This window comes from Nocardioides sp. T5 (assembly GCF_048161455.1).
Classification (GTDB): domain Bacteria; phylum Actinomycetota; class Actinomycetes; order Propionibacteriales; family Nocardioidaceae; genus Nocardioides.
On the sequence record NZ_CP182415.1, the window covers coordinates 2,803,659 to 2,821,171 of the forward strand.

Annotated in this window: 17 protein-coding genes and 1 tRNA gene; 9 read left to right on the forward strand and 9 right to left on the reverse strand. The window is 69.5% G+C overall.

Features of this window, described 5'->3' with window-relative positions; translation table 11 throughout:
• The first annotated feature begins 50 nt into the window (after nucleotides 1-50).
• Nucleotides 51-1,460 (forward strand): LuxR C-terminal-related transcriptional regulator, encoded by a 1,410-nt coding sequence (locus tag ACNKF0_RS13690; RefSeq protein WP_416952929.1) that lies wholly within the window; start codon nucleotides 51-53, stop codon nucleotides 1,458-1,460.
• Here the strand turns inward: ACNKF0_RS13690 and ACNKF0_RS13695 are convergent.
• Nucleotides 1,457-1,930: a hypothetical protein gene (locus tag ACNKF0_RS13695; protein WP_416952931.1), complete on the reverse strand. Its 474-nt coding sequence runs from the start codon at nucleotides 1,928-1,930 to the stop codon at nucleotides 1,457-1,459. The genes ACNKF0_RS13690 and ACNKF0_RS13695 overlap by 4 nt on opposite strands.
• A 113-nt stretch (nucleotides 1,931-2,043) precedes the next feature.
• On the opposite strand from ACNKF0_RS13695, the gene ACNKF0_RS13700 reads away from it, so the two are divergent.
• The 4 genes from ACNKF0_RS13700 to ACNKF0_RS13715 are packed head-to-tail and all read left to right on the forward strand — an operon-like array spanning nucleotide 2,044 to nucleotide 6,045.
• Complete coding sequence (locus ACNKF0_RS13700) at nucleotides 2,044-2,478, forward strand: hypothetical protein (protein ID WP_416952933.1); 435 nt, start codon at nucleotides 2,044-2,046, stop codon at nucleotides 2,476-2,478.
• A gap of 11 nt (nucleotides 2,479-2,489) precedes the next feature.
• Nucleotides 2,490-2,870, forward strand: coding sequence for an SHOCT domain-containing protein (locus tag ACNKF0_RS13705; protein WP_416952935.1), 381 nt, complete (start codon nucleotides 2,490-2,492; stop codon nucleotides 2,868-2,870).
• Between the two features lie 38 nt (nucleotides 2,871-2,908).
• Entirely contained in the window at nucleotides 2,909-4,972 is a 2,064-nt protein-coding gene (locus ACNKF0_RS13710; RefSeq protein WP_416952937.1) for a phage holin family protein, read from the forward strand.
• Complete coding sequence (locus tag ACNKF0_RS13715) at nucleotides 4,969-6,045, forward strand: AI-2E family transporter (protein ID WP_416952939.1); 1,077 nt, start codon at nucleotides 4,969-4,971, stop codon at nucleotides 6,043-6,045. The genes ACNKF0_RS13710 and ACNKF0_RS13715 overlap by 4 nt, the downstream gene beginning before the upstream one ends.
• Here ACNKF0_RS13715 and ACNKF0_RS13720 read toward each other — a convergent pair.
• A complete protein-coding gene (locus tag ACNKF0_RS13720; RefSeq protein ID WP_416952941.1) occupies nucleotides 6,029-6,202 on the reverse strand; it encodes a hypothetical protein in 174 nt (57 codons plus the stop codon). The genes ACNKF0_RS13715 and ACNKF0_RS13720 overlap by 17 nt on opposite strands.
• Before the next feature lie 137 nt (nucleotides 6,203-6,339).
• Between ACNKF0_RS13720 and ACNKF0_RS13725 the strand changes: the two genes are divergently transcribed.
• From ACNKF0_RS13725 to ACNKF0_RS13740, 4 genes are all read left to right on the forward strand, one after another.
• Nucleotides 6,340-6,840 carry an LURP-one-related/scramblase family protein gene (locus tag ACNKF0_RS13725; RefSeq protein WP_416952943.1) on the forward strand — a complete coding sequence of 167 codons (501 nt, stop codon included), beginning with the start codon at nucleotides 6,340-6,342 and terminating at the stop codon, nucleotides 6,838-6,840.
• 138 nt (nucleotides 6,841-6,978) lie between these two features.
• Entirely contained in the window at nucleotides 6,979-8,427 is a 1,449-nt protein-coding gene (locus ACNKF0_RS13730) for an APC family permease (protein WP_416952946.1), read from the forward strand.
• On the forward strand, nucleotides 8,424-8,870 hold the full coding sequence (locus ACNKF0_RS13735; protein ID WP_416952948.1) for a hypothetical protein: 447 nt from the start codon (nucleotides 8,424-8,426) through the stop codon (nucleotides 8,868-8,870). Before ACNKF0_RS13730 ends, ACNKF0_RS13735 begins: the two co-directional genes overlap by 4 nt.
• Nucleotides 8,871-8,872: 2 nt before the next feature.
• The gene (locus ACNKF0_RS13740) at nucleotides 8,873-10,240 is read left to right on the forward strand and encodes a dipeptidase (RefSeq protein ID WP_416952950.1); all 1,368 of its coding nucleotides are present in this window, start codon (nucleotides 8,873-8,875) and stop codon (nucleotides 10,238-10,240) included.
• Between the two features lie 81 nt (nucleotides 10,241-10,321).
• On the opposite strand, the gene ACNKF0_RS13745 is transcribed toward ACNKF0_RS13740, so the two are convergent.
• From ACNKF0_RS13745 to ACNKF0_RS13775, 7 genes are all read right to left on the reverse strand, one after another.
• On the reverse strand, nucleotides 10,322-10,738 hold the full coding sequence (locus tag ACNKF0_RS13745) for an aromatic ring-opening dioxygenase LigA (RefSeq protein WP_416952952.1): 417 nt from the start codon (nucleotides 10,736-10,738) through the stop codon (nucleotides 10,322-10,324).
• A 66-nt stretch (nucleotides 10,739-10,804) separates the two neighbouring features.
• Nucleotides 10,805-11,296, reverse strand: a complete 492-nt coding sequence (locus ACNKF0_RS13750) for a DUF1269 domain-containing protein (protein WP_416952954.1) — start codon at nucleotides 11,294-11,296, stop codon at nucleotides 10,805-10,807.
• A gap of 166 nt (nucleotides 11,297-11,462) precedes the next feature.
• The gene (locus ACNKF0_RS13755; protein ID WP_416952956.1) at nucleotides 11,463-11,978 is read right to left on the reverse strand and encodes a DUF1269 domain-containing protein; all 516 of its coding nucleotides are present in this window, start codon (nucleotides 11,976-11,978) and stop codon (nucleotides 11,463-11,465) included.
• 44 nt (nucleotides 11,979-12,022) lie between these two features.
• On the reverse strand, nucleotides 12,023-14,791 hold the full coding sequence (locus tag ACNKF0_RS13760) for a cation-translocating P-type ATPase (protein ID WP_416952958.1): 2,769 nt from the start codon (nucleotides 14,789-14,791) through the stop codon (nucleotides 12,023-12,025).
• Nucleotides 14,792-14,969: 178 nt separating this feature from the next.
• Nucleotides 14,970-16,550: an MFS transporter gene (locus ACNKF0_RS13765; protein ID WP_416952960.1), complete on the reverse strand. Its 1,581-nt coding sequence runs from the start codon at nucleotides 16,548-16,550 to the stop codon at nucleotides 14,970-14,972.
• Between the two features lie 315 nt (nucleotides 16,551-16,865).
• A tRNA-Val gene (locus ACNKF0_RS13770) sits at nucleotides 16,866-16,937 on the reverse strand.
• A gap of 48 nt (nucleotides 16,938-16,985) precedes the next feature.
• Entirely contained in the window at nucleotides 16,986-17,489 is a 504-nt protein-coding gene (locus ACNKF0_RS13775; RefSeq protein WP_416952962.1) for a PGPGW domain-containing protein, read from the reverse strand.
• Nucleotides 17,490-17,513: the final 24 nt, after the last annotated feature.

Sequence of the window (17,513 nt, forward strand, 5' to 3'; positions counted from 1 at the left end):
GGGTGACTCAATGGGATGTGACCGTTCTGTCACACACCAGGTGGTCCCCCATGTCACTCCATCCTCCCGCCCGGCACGCCCCCCGCCGCAGGCCCCCGCTGACCGAGCACGTCGCGGCGCCCACCGTGCCGCAGCCCCGAGCGCGGGTGCACGAGCAGGGCCCGCCCACCTGGGGCTGGGCCCTGGTCGAGATCCGGTCGGACGGAACCTGGGGCGAACCCCGGGTGATCCCGGCGCCGGGCACCCTGGACCCACCGCACGCTGACGGTCCACCTACCGCTCAGTCGAGCATCACCGAGCTCAGCGAGCTCCTGAAGACCCACCTCGCGGCCACGCGCCTCGAGGATGCCGGCCGCGGTGAGATCGCCGCCGTGCTGTCCCGCGGAGCGGACGCCGCCCCGGCCGAGATCCGCAGCAGGTTCGTGGGTCCGTTGGCCCACGTGGAGGCCTTGCAGGGCGACCTGCGGCGGGCCGAACGTCACGCGGAGCAGGTGCGCACCGGACCGACCGACCCCCGCGGTGGTTCCGGCCACGCCCACGCCCTCCTGGCCGAGGCATGGGTCGCCCTCGAGCGGGCCGACTTCCCCGGTGCCCGGCTCCGCCTCGACTCCCTGGAGCACGTCGTGCGCGGGCGGGACCCGTGGCTGGCGACGAGCCACCTCCTGCTCGAGGCGAGGCTGGCGATCGCCCTGGGAACTCCCGAGGCCGCGATCCGTCTCCTGGCAGCCCGGGAGCCGGCGGTGCCGGCGGCCAGGTCCACGGACTGGCTCTCCGAGCTGTTGACGGTCGTGCGGGCCGAGGCCTTGATCGCGTCGGGCGAGCCGGACCGCGCCATGGCACTCCTCACCCCCGTTCCCCGGCACGCGGTCGTCGAGGCGATGGTCATGGCGGCGCTCGCCCGGCGGACGATCGGGGACGTGCGCGGGGCACTGGCCGTCCTCAGCCGTGCGGTGACCGACCTCGACCACGCTCCCCTCGCCCTGCAGGTCGAGGCGTGGCTGCTCGAGGCACGCATGGCCGAGGACCAGCATCGGGACGAACGGGCACGGCTGCTCACCGACCGAGCGCTCCGCTCGGCCACGAGCGAGGGGATGCGCCGCGCGGTGATGCGGGACTGGGGGTGGCTGCGCCGGGCCGTCGAGCGCGACGCCGTCCTGCTGCGCAAGCACCGCGACTTCCTCGCCACCTGCCCCGGTGACGACGACGGGCACTGGCGACCGGCGTCCGTCGCCGCGCCGACCGGCGTGGAGGCTGACCAGCTGCCTCCCTCGCTGCTCACCGAGCGGGAGGGCCAGGTCCTCCAGCTGCTGGCGCAGATGAACTCGACCGAGGAGATCGCCGCAGCCCTCTACGTGTCCACCAACACGGTCAAGACCCACCTCAAGGGCATCTTCGGCAAGCTGGGCGTCAACCGGCGGGTGGACGCCGTACGCCGTGGGCGGACGCTCGGCCTCTGCTAGCGCGCGCCCATGAGGACAGGTGCACCCACGCGGCGCACCCGTTCCAGCCCCGCGCCGCACTCCACGCAGGCCTGCAGGAACCGGTGGAGCTCACCGGCGGCAAGGGTGAGCCGCACGAGGGTCTGTCGCTGGACCGGGTAGTGCGCGCACCTGAGGTAGCGCAGGAGGGGCTCTCCCAGCTCACCGAGCACCCGCACCTCGTAGACCCCGCGCCGCGCCTCGGGCTCGGCGTCGTCGACACTCGCCACCCGGTGCACGTCCGTGAGCGTCAGACCCACGGTGCTGATCTCGGCGAGCAACGCGTTCAGCTCCTCGGGACCCTCGACCCGTCGGCGCAGGGCGGTCTGCGCATCCGTGCTCCGCACCCTCATGCCGGGGTAGCGCTCGCACACCGACTCGTCGGGCCACCCCGACAGCTGGACGTCGTACTCGAAGACCTGCTCTGCGCCGTCGACCGCACCGTGCACCATCCCGCAACGGTGCGCCGACAGCGGGGTCCTCGCGTCACCCTTGATGGGTGAGGCCGGCGCGCTGCGCCGTCTCCATGCTGGAGGCACGAGCACGACGACAGGGAGGCACGCTGATGTCGACACCGACCCCGGTGAGGGGGCAGGACCGCCCGGCCTCGGGGGGCGGCTGGTCGGGCTGGATCATGTTCGCCAGCACCCTGATGTTCATCCTCGGGTGCTTCCACGCGATCGCCGGCCTCGTCGGCATCTTCGACGAGGACTACTACCTGGTCGGCAAGAACGACCTCGTCGTGACCGTCGACTACTCCACGTGGGGCTGGACCCACCTGATCCTCGGGATCCTCGTCGCAGCGGCGGGCGGTGCGCTCCTCCGCGGCGCGATGTGGGCCCGGATCGTGGCCATCGTGCTCGCGATCCTGAGCTCGATCGCCAACCTCGTCTTCATGGCGGCCTATCCCCTGTGGTCGCTCATCATGATCACCGTCAACGTCCTGGTGATCTACGCCGTCACGGCCCACGGCGACCGCCGGTCGCTCAGCGACTACTGAGTAGGTGGAACATGTCTGACGACTTCGGCTTCTGGGACGTGATGGTCTCGATCTTCTGGTTCACGATCCTGCTGGCGTGGATCTCGCTCCTCGTCCACATCCTCATCGACATCTTCCGCGACGACACGCTGGGCGGTGGCATGAAGGCAGTGTGGACCATCTTCATCATCCTGATCCCGTGGCTCGGAGCCCTCGTGTACCTGATCTCGCGAGGGGACTCCATGAACAAGCGCAACCGCGAGGCGGCGATGGCCCGCATGGAGATGTACGGGGCGCAGCGACCGGCCGCACCGCAGGTCTCGGAGGAGCTGCAACGCCTGGCCGAGCTGCGTGACACCGGCGTCCTGACGCCCGCCGAGTACGACCAGGCCAAGGCCAAGGTCCTGGCCTGACCGGACGCCTCGACCGCGACGTCGACAGGAGCAGTCGAGTGACGTCCTCCACCGCGACTCCCCTGTCCGACACTCCGGGTGGGGCGGGTGACCGACGACAGCGTGTCCGTCTCACGTTCTCCGACGTCGGGCGCCTGCTCGGCACGGGTGTCCTCACGTTCCTCTCACTCCTGCTCACCGCCGAGCTGCTGCCCGGCTTCACCTACACGTCGTGGTGGCCGCTGGCGGTGACCGCTGCGGTCGGCGGGCTGGTGGGGATGCTCGTACGGCCGGTCCTCGCGCTGGTGGCCGGCGCCATCGGGTGGATCGCCGTCGCGACGGTCGCCGTCTTCGGGCAGGCCCTCGTGATGCAGGTGGCCATCACGATCGTCCCCGGCGCGTCGTTCGACTCCTTCTGGACGGCCGTGGCGACCGCCTGGCTCACCGCTGCGATCTCGACGCTGCTCGCCTGGCTCACCAGCGCGGGCACGGACGAGTCGATGACCGCCAGCCTGGTCCGCCTCAAGCCAGGTACCGTCACCGACCCCGAGGTGGACGGCGTCGTCTTCGTTCAGCTGGACGGGGTCTCCTTCCCCGTCATGCAGTGGGTGGTCCAGTCCGGGACGATGACGACCCCCCGCCGGTGGCTCGACGCCGGCAGCCACGCGGTGCACGAGTGGACCGTCCAGATGCCGTGCACGACGCCCGCGAGCCAGCAGGCGATCCTGCAGGGCAGCGCGGACGGCGTACCGGCCTTCCGCTGGTACGACCGTGACCTCGGTCGGGTCCTGGTGGCCAACCGCCCCGCCGATGCCTCCATCATCGAGTCGCGGGCCACCACGGGCCACGGCCTCCTGGCCGACGGGGGCGTGTCGGTGTCCAACCTGTTCACCGGGGACGCCGAGAGGGCCTGCATGACCATGAGCCGGCTCGAGGTGACGCGCGGGTCGCGACGCACCCGACAGGTCTTCGCACGCTTCGTGATCCGCCCGGACGGGCTGGTGCGCAGCGTCTCGCGGACCATCGCCGAGATCGCACGCGAGCGGGTCCAGGCTCTGCGCCAGCGGCGTCTCGGCGTGCACCCCCGCGTCCACCGCTCGTGGACCTTCGCCGGCCTGCGTGCCTTCAGCAACGGGCTGCTGCGCGACCTGAACACCACGGTGGTGGCCGAGGAGATGATGGCCGGCACCCGCAGCATCTACGTCGACTACGTCGACTACGACGAGATCGCCCACCACGCCGGAGCCACGCGCCTCGAGACGGTCGCCTCGCTCACCGCTCTCGACCGGGTCCTCGCGGTGCTGGAGAAGGTGGCCGAGCAGGCTCCCCGCACCTACCACCTGGTGATCCTCAGCGACCACGGGCAGTCGCAGGGCGAACCGTTCGCCTCCCGCTATGGCACCGACCTGAGCGACCTGTGCCGGTCCCTCACCCAGTCGCGCACGGCGGGCGTGGAGGGCAGCATCGAGGGCTGGGGACGGGTGGACTCCGTGCTTGAGGACCTGGGTGGGACGCACACCGGCGCCGTCACGGGTGCGGCCGCCAAGCGCGTGGACGTCAAGCTCAAGCCCGAGGAATCCGACGCCGAGGACGCCGAGCTCGTCGTCCTGGCCAGCGGGAACCTCGGACTCGTCCACGTCCCGGGCCCGCGACGGCTGCTGCTCGAGGAGCTGGAGGACCGCTGGCCCGGCCTCGTGCCCGGGCTGCTCGCCCACCCGGGGGTGGGCTTCGTCAGCGCGCTCAGCGCGACCGGCCCTGTCGCCTTGGGACGGGACGGGCGTCGCGACCTCTCGACCGGCGCCGTCGAGGGCACCGACCCGCTCGCCGCCTTCGGTCCCCACGCTCCGGCGATGCTCGAGGCCGCGACCCTCATGCCCCGCGCGCCGGACCTGTACGTCAACAGCTCCTTCGACCCGGTCACGATGGACGTGGCGGCCTTCGAGCCCCTGGTCGGGTGTCACGGTGGCCTCGGCGGGTGGCAGGACAGGGCGTTCGTCATGGCGCCCGCGCACCTGTTCGCCCCCGACCGCCCGATCGTCGGCGGCGACGACCTGCACCGGCACCTGGTCGACATGCTGGTCACCCTGGGGCACCGGACCGAGCTGCAGAGGATCCCGTCGTGACCATCCCCCGCACCACCGTCCTGCTGGTGGGCGCAGCCGCCGCCGTGGTGGTCCTGGCCGGCGTCAGGGCCACCCAGGACATCGTGGCTCCCGTGATGCTGGCCCTGCTGCTCACGATCCTGTTCCACCCGCTGCGCCGCGGGCTCGAGAGGCGCCTGCCCCGCTGGGCAGCGTCGACGTGCCTGCTCGTCGCCGCCGTGCTGCTGCTGGTGTCGCTGGCCCTCGCCGTCGTCGTCGCGATCGGCCGGCTGGCCACGCTGGTCCCGAGCTACGCGTCCGACGTCGACGAGCTGGGCGACGACCTCGGGTCCGCGCTCGAGTCGATGGGAGTCGGTGCGGAGCAGACCGATGCGATGGCGAAGGCGCTCGACCCGCAGCGGGTGGTGGACCTCGTCACGTCGGTGCTCGGGAGCGTGCTGTCGCTGACCTCCGGCCTCGTGCTGATCGTGACGCTGCTGGTGTTCTTCTCCTTCGATGCCGCCAGGACCGGCGCGCTGGCCGACGGAGCCCGCGTGCACCGCCCCCTGCTCGTGGACAGCCTCGACAACTTCGCCCGCGGCACCCGCAGCTACTTCGGCGTCTCCGCGGTCTTCGGCCTCATCGTCGCCGTCATCGACGCCGCGGTCCTCTACGCCATGGGGATCCCGGGAGCCTTCATCTGGGGGGTGCTGGCGTTCGTGACGAACTTCATCCCCAACATCGGTTTCGTCATCGGCGTCATCCCGCCCGCGTTCATCGGCCTGCTGGAGGGGGGCCCCTCGCTCATGCTCGCCGTGATCGTCCTCTACTCGGTCATCAACGTGGTGATCCAGTCCTTCATCCAGCCCCGCTTCGTCGGTGACGCCGTCGGGCTCTCGACCAGCCTGACCTTCCTGTCGCTCGTGTTCTGGACCTGGGTGCTGGGACCGCTCGGCGCACTCCTGGCCGTGCCCATGAGCCTGCTGGTCCGGTCGCTGCTGGTGGAGGCCGACCCCGACGGACGCTGGCGGCTGCCCCTGATAAGCGGCCAGCCGGACACGGTGCGCCTGGACGACGACGGGGAACGGGAGGCGGAGCTCAGGGACACCCCGTGAGCAACGCGCCCACGGGGTGGCTCACCCGGTAGTCGACCTCGTGCAGGACGGCACGCACGACGGGGGGAACCGCACGGGTCGCGACGACGTACGCCACGAGCCCGGCGGCGACGGACGTCGCCAGCGGAGCCCAGTGGACTGCGACGGTCGTGTTCATCACCCAGCTCCTCGCCCATCGATGTCCGAGCCATGGTCGTCGCCGTGCCGCGCCGTCGGATCACCCAGCGGGGGTGACGCCACCTCGGGCGCCCGCTCACGACCATGGCAGGCACGGAGCACGACGAGGGAGGAACGATGGGACTTCGCGACCGGGACCTCGACGGCCCCAGGTTCCAGATGCGCGAGAAGCTGATGTCGGTCGGTGACGACTTCTGGATCGAGGACGACCAGGGCCACCGGCTCTTCAAGGTCAACGGCAAGGCCGTGAGGTGGCGCGACACCTTCGTCCTGGAGGACGCGAGCGGCGAGGCGCTGGTCAAGATCCAGGAGAAGAAGCTCGCCGTCCGCGACACGATGACCATCGAGCGCGGCGACATGACGGCCAAGGTGCACAAGCGACTCCTCGGCATCCGTGACCACTACGTCATCGAGGTGGAGGGCGGCGAGGACCTCGAGGCCCACGGCAACATCGTCGACCACGAGTACGAGATCGAGCGGGACGGCGAGACGGTCGCGAAGGTCTCGAAGAAGTGGTTCCGGGTGCGCGACACCTACGGCGTCCAGCTCGCCCAGGGCCAGGACGTCGCCCTCATCCTCGCCATCACGGTGTGCGTCGACGCGATGGCCCGCGGCTGACGACCGGGTCACCCGCCGCGGATGATCCGCGCCCCGCAGAGCCCTGACTAGCGTCGATGCACTGGCACTGATCCGTCGGCTGGAGGGTGTGATGAGCATGATCCGTGTGGCGAGAAGCGGCATGATCCAGGTGACGACGTGAGCGCCGCGGACGCGGTGGCAGGCGCGGCGGCGCGCACACCGGCGCCGGCCGTCAACTGGATCTCGTGGGTGGCCCTGGCCATGATGACCACGAGCTCGGTGGCCAGCCTGCGCGCGGCGCCGACCATGGCTGTGTATGGCCTCGCGTGCGTCTTCCTCTACCTCCTCCCTGCCCTCGTCTTCCTGCTGCCGACGTCGTTGGTGTCGGCCGAGCTGGCGTCCGGCTGGGAGGGCGGCATCTACAAGTGGGTCTCGGAGGGGATCTCCAAGCCGATGGGCTTCCTGGCCGTGTGGTGCCAGTTCGCGATGACGATCTTCTACTACCCGAGCCTGCTCGGGTTCGTGGCCAGCACCCTCGCGTACGTCTTCAACCCCGAGCTGGCCAGCAGCGGCGTGTGGACGGCAGCAGTCATCATCGTCGTCTATTGGTCCGGCGTGTGGGTGTCCTCGCGTGGCACGAAGGGCGTGGCCGGCCTGGCCAGCGGCGGCCTGATCATCGGCACCCTCATCCCCGGCGTCGTCCTGGTCCTGCTCGGCGTGGTCTTCCTCGGGCAGGGCAACGAGTCCGCTGCCCCGATGACCTCCGACAACATCTTCCCGGTGTGGGCTGGTCTCTCGAGCCTCGTCCTGATCGTCAACAACTTCCTCTCCTACTCCGGCATGGAGATGAACGCGGTCCACGTGTCGTCGCTGAAGGACCCGGCCAAGGAGTTCCCCCGGTCGATGTTCCTGGCGATGGGCCTGGTCCTGATGATCTTCATCCTGCCCGCACTGGCGATCAGCTGGATCGTGCCCGCCGAGGAGCTCTCCCTGACGGCCGGCGTCATGCAGGCATTCGACGCGGTCTTCGCCAACTTCGGCTGGCAGTGGCTGACCCCGATCGTGGGCATCATGCTCGTCGCCGCCTCGCTGGGCGGCATGCTGACCTGGCTCGCCGGCCCCTCGAAGGGCCTGCTGCTGATCTCGCGCCAGGAGGGTTACCTGCCCCCGTTCCTGCAGAAGCTCAACAAGAACGGCGTCCAGCAGAACATCCTGGTCGTCCAGGGCCTCGTCACCACGGTGATCGGCCTCGCCTACGCCCTGATCCCCGACGTCTCCAGCGCCTACTGGATCTTCTCGGTGATCACCACGCAGGTCTACCTCATCATGTACCTGCTGATGTTCGTCGCCGCGATCCAGCTGCGGCGCAAGCATCCCGACCACCCGCGCGGCTACCGCGCGCCCATGCTGGTCGGGATGTGCGGCATCGGCTTCGCGGCCTCGCTGGCGGCCCTGCTCGTCGGGTTCATCCCGCCGTCGCAGTTCGCCAGCGGCAACGCCGGGCTCTACTTCGCGATCGTGGGCGGCGGCGCCCTCGGGCTCGGGCTCCTGGTGCCGTTCATCTTCTACAAGATGCGCAAGCCGTCGTGGAAGCAGCCCGAGTCGGAGGAGGTGAGCGCGTCATGAGCACTCCCACCGAGACCCAGAGCACGCGCGAACGCGGGTGGATCTTCATCACCGCGCTGGTCCTCCTGGGCGTGGTCACCCTGGCCGGCGTCCTCGCCTTCAGCGAGGGACGTGAGAACGCCAAGGCACTGGCGAAGGCCGACGAGCTCATCGCAGCGCTCGAGGACGCCGGGGCCCGGACTCCCGACCGGGACCAGATCGCCCGTGTCCTGGGCGACGACGGCGGCGCCACCTGCGAGGACCCGAACGAGGCACTGAGCCGGTCCGTCCTGCTGGCGCAGCTCACGAACGGAGCGAGCGGTCCCGGCGCGCGGCCCGTGATCGTGGACAGCCGGGTCTTCCAGGGCCAGCTGCTCATCATCGAGATCTACTGCCCGGACGAGCTGGAGGACTTCCAGGAGTTCGTCGACGACCTCAAGACCGATGACGTGGCGGGATCGTGAGCATGGACGGGGGCACGGAGGTGGGCACGGACCTGGGCGCCCGTGTCGCCGAGCTGATGCCCCGGGCGAAGGAGGAGCTGGCCGAGCTGGTGGCCATCAGGTCGGTCGCCGATCCCCGACAGTTCCCGCCGGAGGAGTGCGACCGCGCGGCGCAGTGGGTGCTCGATCGCTTCGCCTCCCTCGGCTTCGACGCCCGTCTCGCCAGGACGTCCGACGGCAGCAACGCGGTGGTCGGCTCCCGACCGTGCGCGCGCGCTGACGCACCCACCGTGCTCCTGTACGCCCACTACGACGTGCAGCCGCCCCTCGACGACGACGCCTGGGAGACGCCGCCCTTCGAGCTCACCGAGAAGGACGGGCGCTGGTACGGGCGCGGAACGGCGGACTGCAAGGGCAACATCCTCATGCACCTCCTGGCACTGCGTGCCCTGGGTGACGACCTGGAGGTCAACCTCAAGCTGGTGGTGGAGGGCTCCGAGGAGCAGGGCACCGGCGGGCTGGAGGGATTCGTGGTCGAGAACCCCGACCTGCTCCGCGCGGACACGATCCTCGTCTGCGACACCGGGAACGCGGCCGTGGGCCGACCGGCCGCGACCGTCAGCCTGCGGGGCATGGTCAACGTGGTCGTCACGGTCGAGGCGCTCGCCTCCGAGCTGCACTCAGGCATGTTCGGTGGCGCGGCCCCGGACGCCCTGGCCGCGTTGATCGCCGTGCTGGCCGCCCTGCGGGACGCCGACGGCAACACGACGGTCGAGGGGTTGGACAACACCCGTCGCTGGGAGGGCGAGCCCTACCCGCCGGAGCAGTTCCGCAGCGACGCCGGTCTGCTGGACGGCGTACGGCTCCTCGGTGACGGCGAGGTGTCGGACATGCTGTGGGCCCGTCCCGCGGTCACCGTGCTCGGCATCGACTGTCCGCCCGTCGTCGGGTCGGCGGCCGCCATCGTGCCGAGGACCGCCGCGCGGCTCAACCTCCGCATCCCACCCGGCCTGACACCGGAGGTGGCCCTGGAGGCACTGACGGCACACCTCCGGGCGGCCGCACCCTGGGGTGTCCACATGACCGTCGACGTCGAGGCCACCGGCTCCCCCTTCCAGGCCACGACCGACGGCCCGGCCTACCGGGCGATGGGCGCGGCGATGGAGGAGGCCTTCGGCACGCCGATGGTGAGCCTGGGACAGGGCGGCTCGATCCCGCTCTGCAACGTGTTCACCGACACCTACCCCGACGCCGAGATCATCCTCATGGGGGTCGAGGAGCCCCAGGCGCTGATCCACGCCCCCAACGAGAGCGTCGACCCGCGGGAGATCTCCGCGATGGCCCTGGCCGAGGCGCTGTTCCTCCGGCGCTACGCAGCCGCGCCGAGCTGAACGACAGAGCCGCGCCGCCCGGACGTGGGCGGCGCGGCTCTGACGGTCCCAGGGACCTGCCGCTGTTGCGGACAGCAGCTGTCAGGTGCCGGAGTGCCTGGCTGCGCGGACGGGTTCCCGGAGGGCCAGTCCGATCAGGGTCAGGACGATTCCCAGGACGAAGGCCATGCCGGCGACGCCGAAGGCGACGACTGAGGTGAACAGAGACGCCTGGAGGAACGCGGAGTCCATCGCGACCGCGCGGTTCGGGTCCTCGCGGTCGAGCTCGGCGTAGGTCTTGCCGCCGGTGATGTCCAGCGTGTGCTGGTTGATGATGTCGGCCTGGCAGTAGGCGGAGATCGGGCCGTTCACCCCGTCACCGGCCGCGCAGCTGGCGTCGTCGGAGACAGTGATCTTCTGATCCTCCAAGGTGGTCGAGACGACCACCCACGTGATGACGCCGGCGATCGCCATGACGGTGCCGACGATGATGGCCGTGATTGCTGCGACGGTCCGCATTGCTCACTCCTTGGTTGGGGTCGACCTCGGGCCGACCGGCCTGCGCGCCACCGTGGCGCCAGCTCCTCAGTCCTGCTCAGCGAAGGCCTCGCGGATGGCCGCCTCCTGCTCGTCGGTGAGGTTGGTGAAGATGAGCTCAGGGCTCGAGCCGGCGAAGGCCTCCTTCACCTTGTCCACGACGGCGTCGGAGCTCATGACGAACAGTGCGGACGTTCCGGGTGTCACCTGGTCCCGCACGCGTTTGATGAAGCTGTCATCGATGCCGACATCGGTGAGGGCACCACCGAGAGCACCGGCCGCTGCGCCGATGGCGGCGCCGAGGAGGGGTACGAAGAAGATCAAGCCGAAGAGCATGCCCCAGAAGGCCCCTCCCAGTGCACCGGCACCGGCGAGGTTGTTGAGCTGGTGGGTCTTGGGCTTCTTCCTCCCTTCGTCCCACCGCACGGTGGCTGCGTCCTGGATCTTGATGAGCTGCTGGCTCGCCAGGTCGCGCAAGACCGAGGCTGCCTCGTCCGCGCCACTGGCGGAGTCGAACTTCCACACCGTGAGTGTTCCCATGATTTCCCCTTCGTGAGACGAGATGTCGTGTCGACCCTGCCGCTCGCTCGCGTGCTCACGACTCATCCGTTGCGGGTGAGACGACCGCCGGCCCGCTGGCGGCCTCAGGCCGAATGGCCTGGATCCTGGGAGCGGTCCGGGTGGGTCGGCGTCAGGGCGACACGGCTCAAGACCCGCCGAACGTCTCGAGCAGCATCGCCCTTTCCGACGCGGTGAGGTTGGTGTGTACCAGTGTGTGGTTGCGCATCCGGACGTGATCACCCAAGCGATCCAGGTTGCCCCCCTCCGTGACGACGAAGAGCGCCGAGGTTCCCGGGACGATCTCAGTTCGGATCCGGGTCAGGTCCTCCTCGGTGATGCCGGCTCCCTCGGTCGACTTCGCCAAGGCGCCGACAGCCACCCCCACGACGCCGCCGGCGACCGGGACCATGAAGAGGGCGCCTGTGAGGACGCCCCAGAAGGCCCCCCAGGCTGCGCCACGCTTGACGTCGTCGCTGTGATGCTCGGCCGTCGGCTTGTCTGCGCCTTCAGGCCAGGTCAGCACGGCGTGGTCCACCACCGTGACCAGGCCGTCCTTCTCGGCGCCCCGGAGGGCCTTGACTGCCTGGGTCGCGCCCTCGGGGTCCTCGAAGCGCCACACCGTGAAAGTCGTCATCGCTTGCTCCCTAGTGTTGTCGGTCAACGTTTGTCGCGGTCAGCCGCGGTCTCGATCCCGTCGACGGTGCCTCAGGCGGGTACGGCAGCCATGACCCGAGGCGTCGGGCTCGCCTCTTCCGACGTCCCTTGGCGTCTGACGACGAGCTTGATCAGCTCCTCGACGACCACGAGGGACAAGGCAATGCCCCCGCCGATGCACCACTGGGTGAAGGTCAGGGCGGTGGTGTCGAAGATGCGCTGCAGGAAGTCGAGCGACGTCACGAGGACGATCGCGATGAGCGCCACGCCGTATCGCCGGAGCTGCATGATGCCGGGCACGGCATCCCGGTCGAAGATCGTGTTCTGCTGGTCGCGGGAGAGGAGCGCACCTGCCACGTGGAACAGCGACAACGTCGTGAGGAGCATCGTCGCCCCCACGACGGCTCCGCCCTGGTCCTCTCCGATCTGGTAGGCGACCAGGGCCCCGACGGTCATCACGGCCCCCTGGGCCAGCAGCCGGAACCAGTTGTTGCGGGAGAGGACCGGCGCTCCCACCGGGCGAGGTGGACGGGCCATCAGGCCTCGGGCAGGCTGGTCGAAGCCGAGCGCGATCGCGAGCGGGATGTCGACGACCATGTTGAGCCAGAGGATCTGCAGCGGGTTGAGAGGCGCGCCGTCGGCGATGCCGATGATCCCCGCCCCGATGAAGATCGCGATGTAGGCGACGAGCGTCGACATCTGGAAGCGGAGGTACTTGAGCAGGTTGTCGTAGAGGGTGCGGCCGTAGGAGACAGCACCCACGATGGTGGCGAAGTTGTCGTCGGTCAGGATCATCACCGCGGCCTCCTTGGAGACCTCGGTACCGGTGATCCCCATCGCCACACCGATGTCGGCGGTCTTCAGGGCCGGCGCGTCGTTGACGCCGTCGCCGGTCATCGCGACCACGTTGCCCTTCTCCTTGAGCAGTCGGACCAGCCGCACCTTGTCCTCGGGTGCCACCCGCGCGATCACGCCGATGTCGTCGAGCTCGCCCAGAAGCTCTTCGTCGGTCATCGCGGCGAACTGCGTACCGGTGATCGCCCGCCCTTCGATCCCCAGCTCCCCAGCGATCGCGGCAGCCGTGGTCGCGTGGTCGCCGGTGATCATCCGGACCTGGATCCCCGCGTCGTGGCACTCGGCGATCGCGACCTTGGCCTCGGGGCGGGGCGGATCGACGATGCCGACCATGGCCAGGAGCGTGAGCTCCTGCACGTGATCGATGAGCTCGCCACCCGACGAGAGCACGCTCGGGTCGAGGTCGCGCTGGGCCACCACCATGACCCGCTCGCCCGCGTTCGCGATCTGGTCATTGGCGACGGTGGCGAGGTCACGGTTCTCGTCGGTGATCGGAGCCAGGGTGCCGTCCGGCCTCCGGATGGTCGTGGCGCGAGCGATCAGGACGTCCGGGGCGCCCTTGACGTAGCAGCGCAGGACAGGCAGACCGTCGTCCGACGTCATCTCGTGGAAGGTGGCCATGAACTTGTAGTCGGAGTCGAACGGCACCTCCGCGACTCGCGGCAACGCCCTGCGGGTCTGCTCGATGTCGAGCCCGCCCTTGGCCCCGAGCACGATGAGCGCACCCTCCGTCGGGTCGCCGATCAGGCTCTCCCCGTCGAGGACGGCGTCGGCGCACAGCACCATCGGCAGCAGGTAGGGGTCGAGGTCGTGGCGCTGCCCACCCACATGGCTGATGTCGCCCCTCGTGCTGTAGCCCTCGCCGGACACGGTGTACCGGTTGTGACCGGGGATGATCAGCTCGCGGGCGGTCATCTTGTTCAGGGTCAGGGTGCCGGTCTTGTCGGAGCAGATCGCGGACGTCGATCCCAGCGTCTCCACCGCGGGCAGGCGCTTGACGATGGCGTGGCGGCTGGCGATCTCCCTGGTCCCCATCGAGAGCAGCGCGGTCACCACGGCCGGAAGGCCGGTCGGGATGGCGGCCACGGCAAGCGCGACACCCGTGACGAACAGCGTGTCAAAGGACTCACCGCGGGCGAGTCCCAGCAGCACGACCAGCACGAGCGCGACGGCGGCGATCGCGGCAATGATCTTGGACAGGGCGTCGAGCTGCTTCTGAAGCGGCGTCTTGCTGGTCTCGGTGTTGGCGAGCATGTGGGCGATGTGGCCGATCTCCGTACCCATGCCGGTAGCGGTGACGATGAGCTCTCCGCGTCCGCGAGTGACCGACGTGTTCATGTAGGCCATGCAGGTCCGGTCGCCGAGCGGGACGTCATCCCCCATGACTGGCTCGGTGGACTTCCCGACCGGGAGGCTCTCACCGGTCAGTGCCGCTTCCTCGATCTCCAAGGTCGCGGCGAGGCAGACCCGGGCGTCAGCAGGAACCAGGTTGCCCGCTTCGACGAGGACGACGTCGCCGGGCACCAGCTCCTCGGCGTCGATCTCCACCGCCTGGCCATCTCGGCGAACCCGGGCGATCGTCTTCATCATCTGCGCGAGCGCCTTGACGCTCTCCTCGGCCTTGGACTCCTGGCGCAGGCCGATCACGGCGTTGAACACGGTGAGCCCAGCCAGCACGACGGTGGTGCCGGTGTCTCCGGTGACCAGCTGGTTCACCAGGGCCGCACCCAGGAGGATGACTTGCATGAAATCCTGGTACTGACGCAGGAATGCCCGCCACCCCGGTTCCTTCTTTCCCCCGGCCAACCGGTTTGCTCCGTATGACTCCAGCCGGACTCGCGCCTCGTCCCCGGAGAGCCCCCGAGCAGGATCTACCCCCAGCTCACGCGCCACCTCGTCGACGTCGGCAGCGACCGGATCGAAGCCACGACGATCCGCGACAGCAGCGGTATCGGGGCTTGCCATAGCAGGCCTCCACGTGTTGGTTGGTCGAGGCTCAATGGTCGTGACCGGCCGGGTCCTCTGGCCTCACCCCCGGCGGGTGAGGGATGGGCCGCCCGTCCAAGGTGGATGACCACGACGTGATCGCGAACAACCCGTGCCGGGCCGGATCGGTCACGCGGCCGGCCACCCGCGGGGGTCGTCAGTACAGCCCTGCATCGTGGTCCGCGGTCGACGGCGCTGGATCAGGCAGGCGCATCATGCGGAAGGAGATGGCGATACCGCCGAGCGCCGCGAGGAGCGCGACAACGAGCGCTACCTGGAGCGCCAGGTCCCGAGCATCGGCGTTGATGCCCAGGATCTCGTCCTGCACGCTCTCGGGCTGCGCGGCGAGGAGCTCTTCGAGCTGCGCGTCACTCATCACTTGCGCGTCCTCCTCGAGAACCGACGCGACCCGTTCCTGGTCAGCCGGCGGCAGGACACTGCTCGACCCCGCCATGGTCGTGAAGGCGGTCGACAAAGTGGCGAGCATGATCGCGCCGGCGAAGGCGAGACCGAACGACAGGCCGAACGACCCGGTTGCCGAGGTCACCCCAGCAGCCTCGCCGACCCGTTCCTCCGAGAGGGGAGCGAGCGCGTAGTTGTTGAGCTGGGATGCGAGGAGGCCGAGGCCGGCTCCGGCAAGCATGAGCGGCAGGACCAGGTGCCAACCGGAGTCCGCCCGAGGCACCAGTGGGATGAGGCCGACGATCGATGCGGCGAGCAGGACGAAGCCCGCTCGGATGATGCTGCTCGCCCTCCGCCGCCCCGCCCTCCGTCCGGCGAGCAGTGCGACACCGAACATAGTGAGCGACAGCGGCGCCAGCGTGATGCCTGCCTCAAGCGCGTTGTAGCCCCAGACGAGCTGCAGGAAGATGGGCAATGCGATGAGCAGCCCGCCGAGCGCGACCTGCTGGAGGAAGATCTGGGCGACGCCCGTGCTGAACAACTTCGAGGAGAAGAGGCCCGGATCGAGAAGCGCGGGCTGTCCCTCGCGCTTGCGTCGGACCAGCCAGTACACGAGGCCACCCATCGCGGCGGCTCCGATCGCGAGGAGCAGCGCGACGGACTCGCCGCCCTCCTGCCACACGAGGACCCCGATGACGAGCCCGCCCATGCCGATGACCGACAAGAACGCCCCGACCAGGTCGACCGAGCGGTCTCCGGTGTACGGCACGTCACGGATGCCCCGGCTTCCGAGCAGCACGATGCCGATGATGAGCGCCTCCAACAGGAACCCGACGCGCCACGACATGAGGGTGGTGACGAAGCCTCCGACCAGCGGACCGATAGCGGCGGCGATTGCGGCTGACGCTCCGACCAGCGCGAACACCTTGGCGCGGACCTTGCCGGTGAAGTTCCCGTGGATCAGCGACTGCATCGCGGGCAGGTAGAGCGAGGCCCCGAGCCCACCGAGGATCGCCCAGAAGACGATGATCGCCGTCAAGTCCTGGGCGAAGACCATGGCCAGTGCTCCGACGGCGTAGAACACCATGCCGACGACGAACGCGCGCTTGCGACCGAAGAGATCACCGACCTTGCTGCTGATCAGGATGAACGCAGCGGACACGAGGGCTTCGATCGCCACGGCTGACTGGACGCCGCTCACCGTTGTGTCGAGGTCCTTGACGACAGCCGAGATCGAGACGTTCATGAACGACGTGTCGATCACGAAGACGAACATCGCCGCGGCGAGGAGAATGCCTTGGCGGGGGATGCCGTTCGAGCTCTCGGCTGGAGCCATGAGATCACTACACCCGTCGGTGCGGGGCGACGCGCGGACGTCGCCGAGAAGGAGAAGGCCGGTCGATCCGATCGTGAGCCCAACGGCCGCGCCTGGCCTCACCCGCACCGAGGGAACGCTCATCGAGCGCCGTTGCCGTGGCGCTGTTCCCGGCGCTACGCCGTCGCATCGAGCTGACCGGCGCGTCGAGCACCAGCGTCCTGGTGACGGGCCGTCACCTCGGGCGCGATGGATCGTTGGACCGACCATGGGTCCCACATGCCGACAGCCCCTGGATCTGCTCGTGGCGCAGGTCAGGGGCTGTCGCGGACTCGGTGGGCGATACTGGGTTCGAACCAGTGACCTCTTCGGTGTGAACGAAGCGCGCTACCACTGCGCCAATCGCCCGAGCTCGGCAGAACGGTATCCCATCGTGCGGCCTGAGCCGGAATCGGGTCAGGAATCCGCGCCGACGGTGCGGTCGGCCGTCCTGCGCCCGCGCGCCTTGATGTCACGGCGCAGCTCGTCGGCCTTCTCGGGGTGCCCGTGGAAGCGCCGGTAGCTGTAGATGATCAAACCGACCGCGATGAACGCCGAGGCCACCTGGGTGATGCCGGTCCAGATCCCGCCCGGCAGCCACCACGTCTCCGACACCGGCCACCAGTCCGGCGCCGGCGGCGTGATGATCCAGAGCACGCCGCACGCGGCCAAGACGATCGCACCGAGGCAGGAGGCGACGATGCGAGGCCAGGTCTCCACACTCTCCGCGGCGCCCAGCATCGCGCGCAGCCGGACCGGCTCGACCCGCCTCTCCGCCCAGTCGTACTGCTGGGAGAGCACCGCCAGGCCGGCGAAGATGCCGAGCAGTCCCGGGCCGGGCAGGAAGATCGCCGCCACGCCGAGGAGCAGCAACGTCCATCCCAGGACCTCGAGACCGATGCGCTTGGCTACCCCCGTCATGCGTAAGAACCTACCCGGCCGGGC

Coding starts and splice junctions, on each gene's coding strand:
- ACNKF0_RS13705 (WP_416952935.1), top strand. CDS start 2,490: ATGTCTGACGACTTCGGCTTCTGGGACGTGATGGTCTCGATCTTCTGG.
- ACNKF0_RS13740 (WP_416952950.1), top strand. CDS start 8,873: ATGGACGGGGGCACGGAGGTGGGCACGGACCTGGGCGCCCGTGTCGCC.
- ACNKF0_RS13720 (WP_416952941.1), bottom strand. CDS start 6,202: ATGAACACGACCGTCGCAGTCCACTGGGCTCCGCTGGCGACGTCCGTC.
- ACNKF0_RS13745 (WP_416952952.1), bottom strand. CDS start 10,738: ATGCGGACCGTCGCAGCAATCACGGCCATCATCGTCGGCACCGTCATG.
- ACNKF0_RS13760 (WP_416952958.1), bottom strand. CDS start 14,791: ATGGCAAGCCCCGATACCGCTGCTGTCGCGGATCGTCGTGGCTTCGAT.
- ACNKF0_RS13775 (WP_416952962.1), bottom strand. CDS start 17,489: ATGACGGGGGTAGCCAAGCGCATCGGTCTCGAGGTCCTGGGATGGACG.
- ACNKF0_RS13735 (WP_416952948.1), top strand. CDS start 8,424: ATGAGCACTCCCACCGAGACCCAGAGCACGCGCGAACGCGGGTGGATC.
- ACNKF0_RS13765 (WP_416952960.1), bottom strand. CDS start 16,550: ATGGCTCCAGCCGAGAGCTCGAACGGCATCCCCCGCCAAGGCATTCTC.
- ACNKF0_RS13690 (WP_416952929.1), top strand. CDS start 51: ATGTCACTCCATCCTCCCGCCCGGCACGCCCCCCGCCGCAGGCCCCCG.
- ACNKF0_RS13700 (WP_416952933.1), top strand. CDS start 2,044: ATGTCGACACCGACCCCGGTGAGGGGGCAGGACCGCCCGGCCTCGGGG.
- ACNKF0_RS13725 (WP_416952943.1), top strand. CDS start 6,340: ATGGGACTTCGCGACCGGGACCTCGACGGCCCCAGGTTCCAGATGCGC.
- ACNKF0_RS13695 (WP_416952931.1), bottom strand. CDS start 1,930: ATGGTGCACGGTGCGGTCGACGGCGCAGAGCAGGTCTTCGAGTACGAC.
- ACNKF0_RS13750 (WP_416952954.1), bottom strand. CDS start 11,296: ATGGGAACACTCACGGTGTGGAAGTTCGACTCCGCCAGTGGCGCGGAC.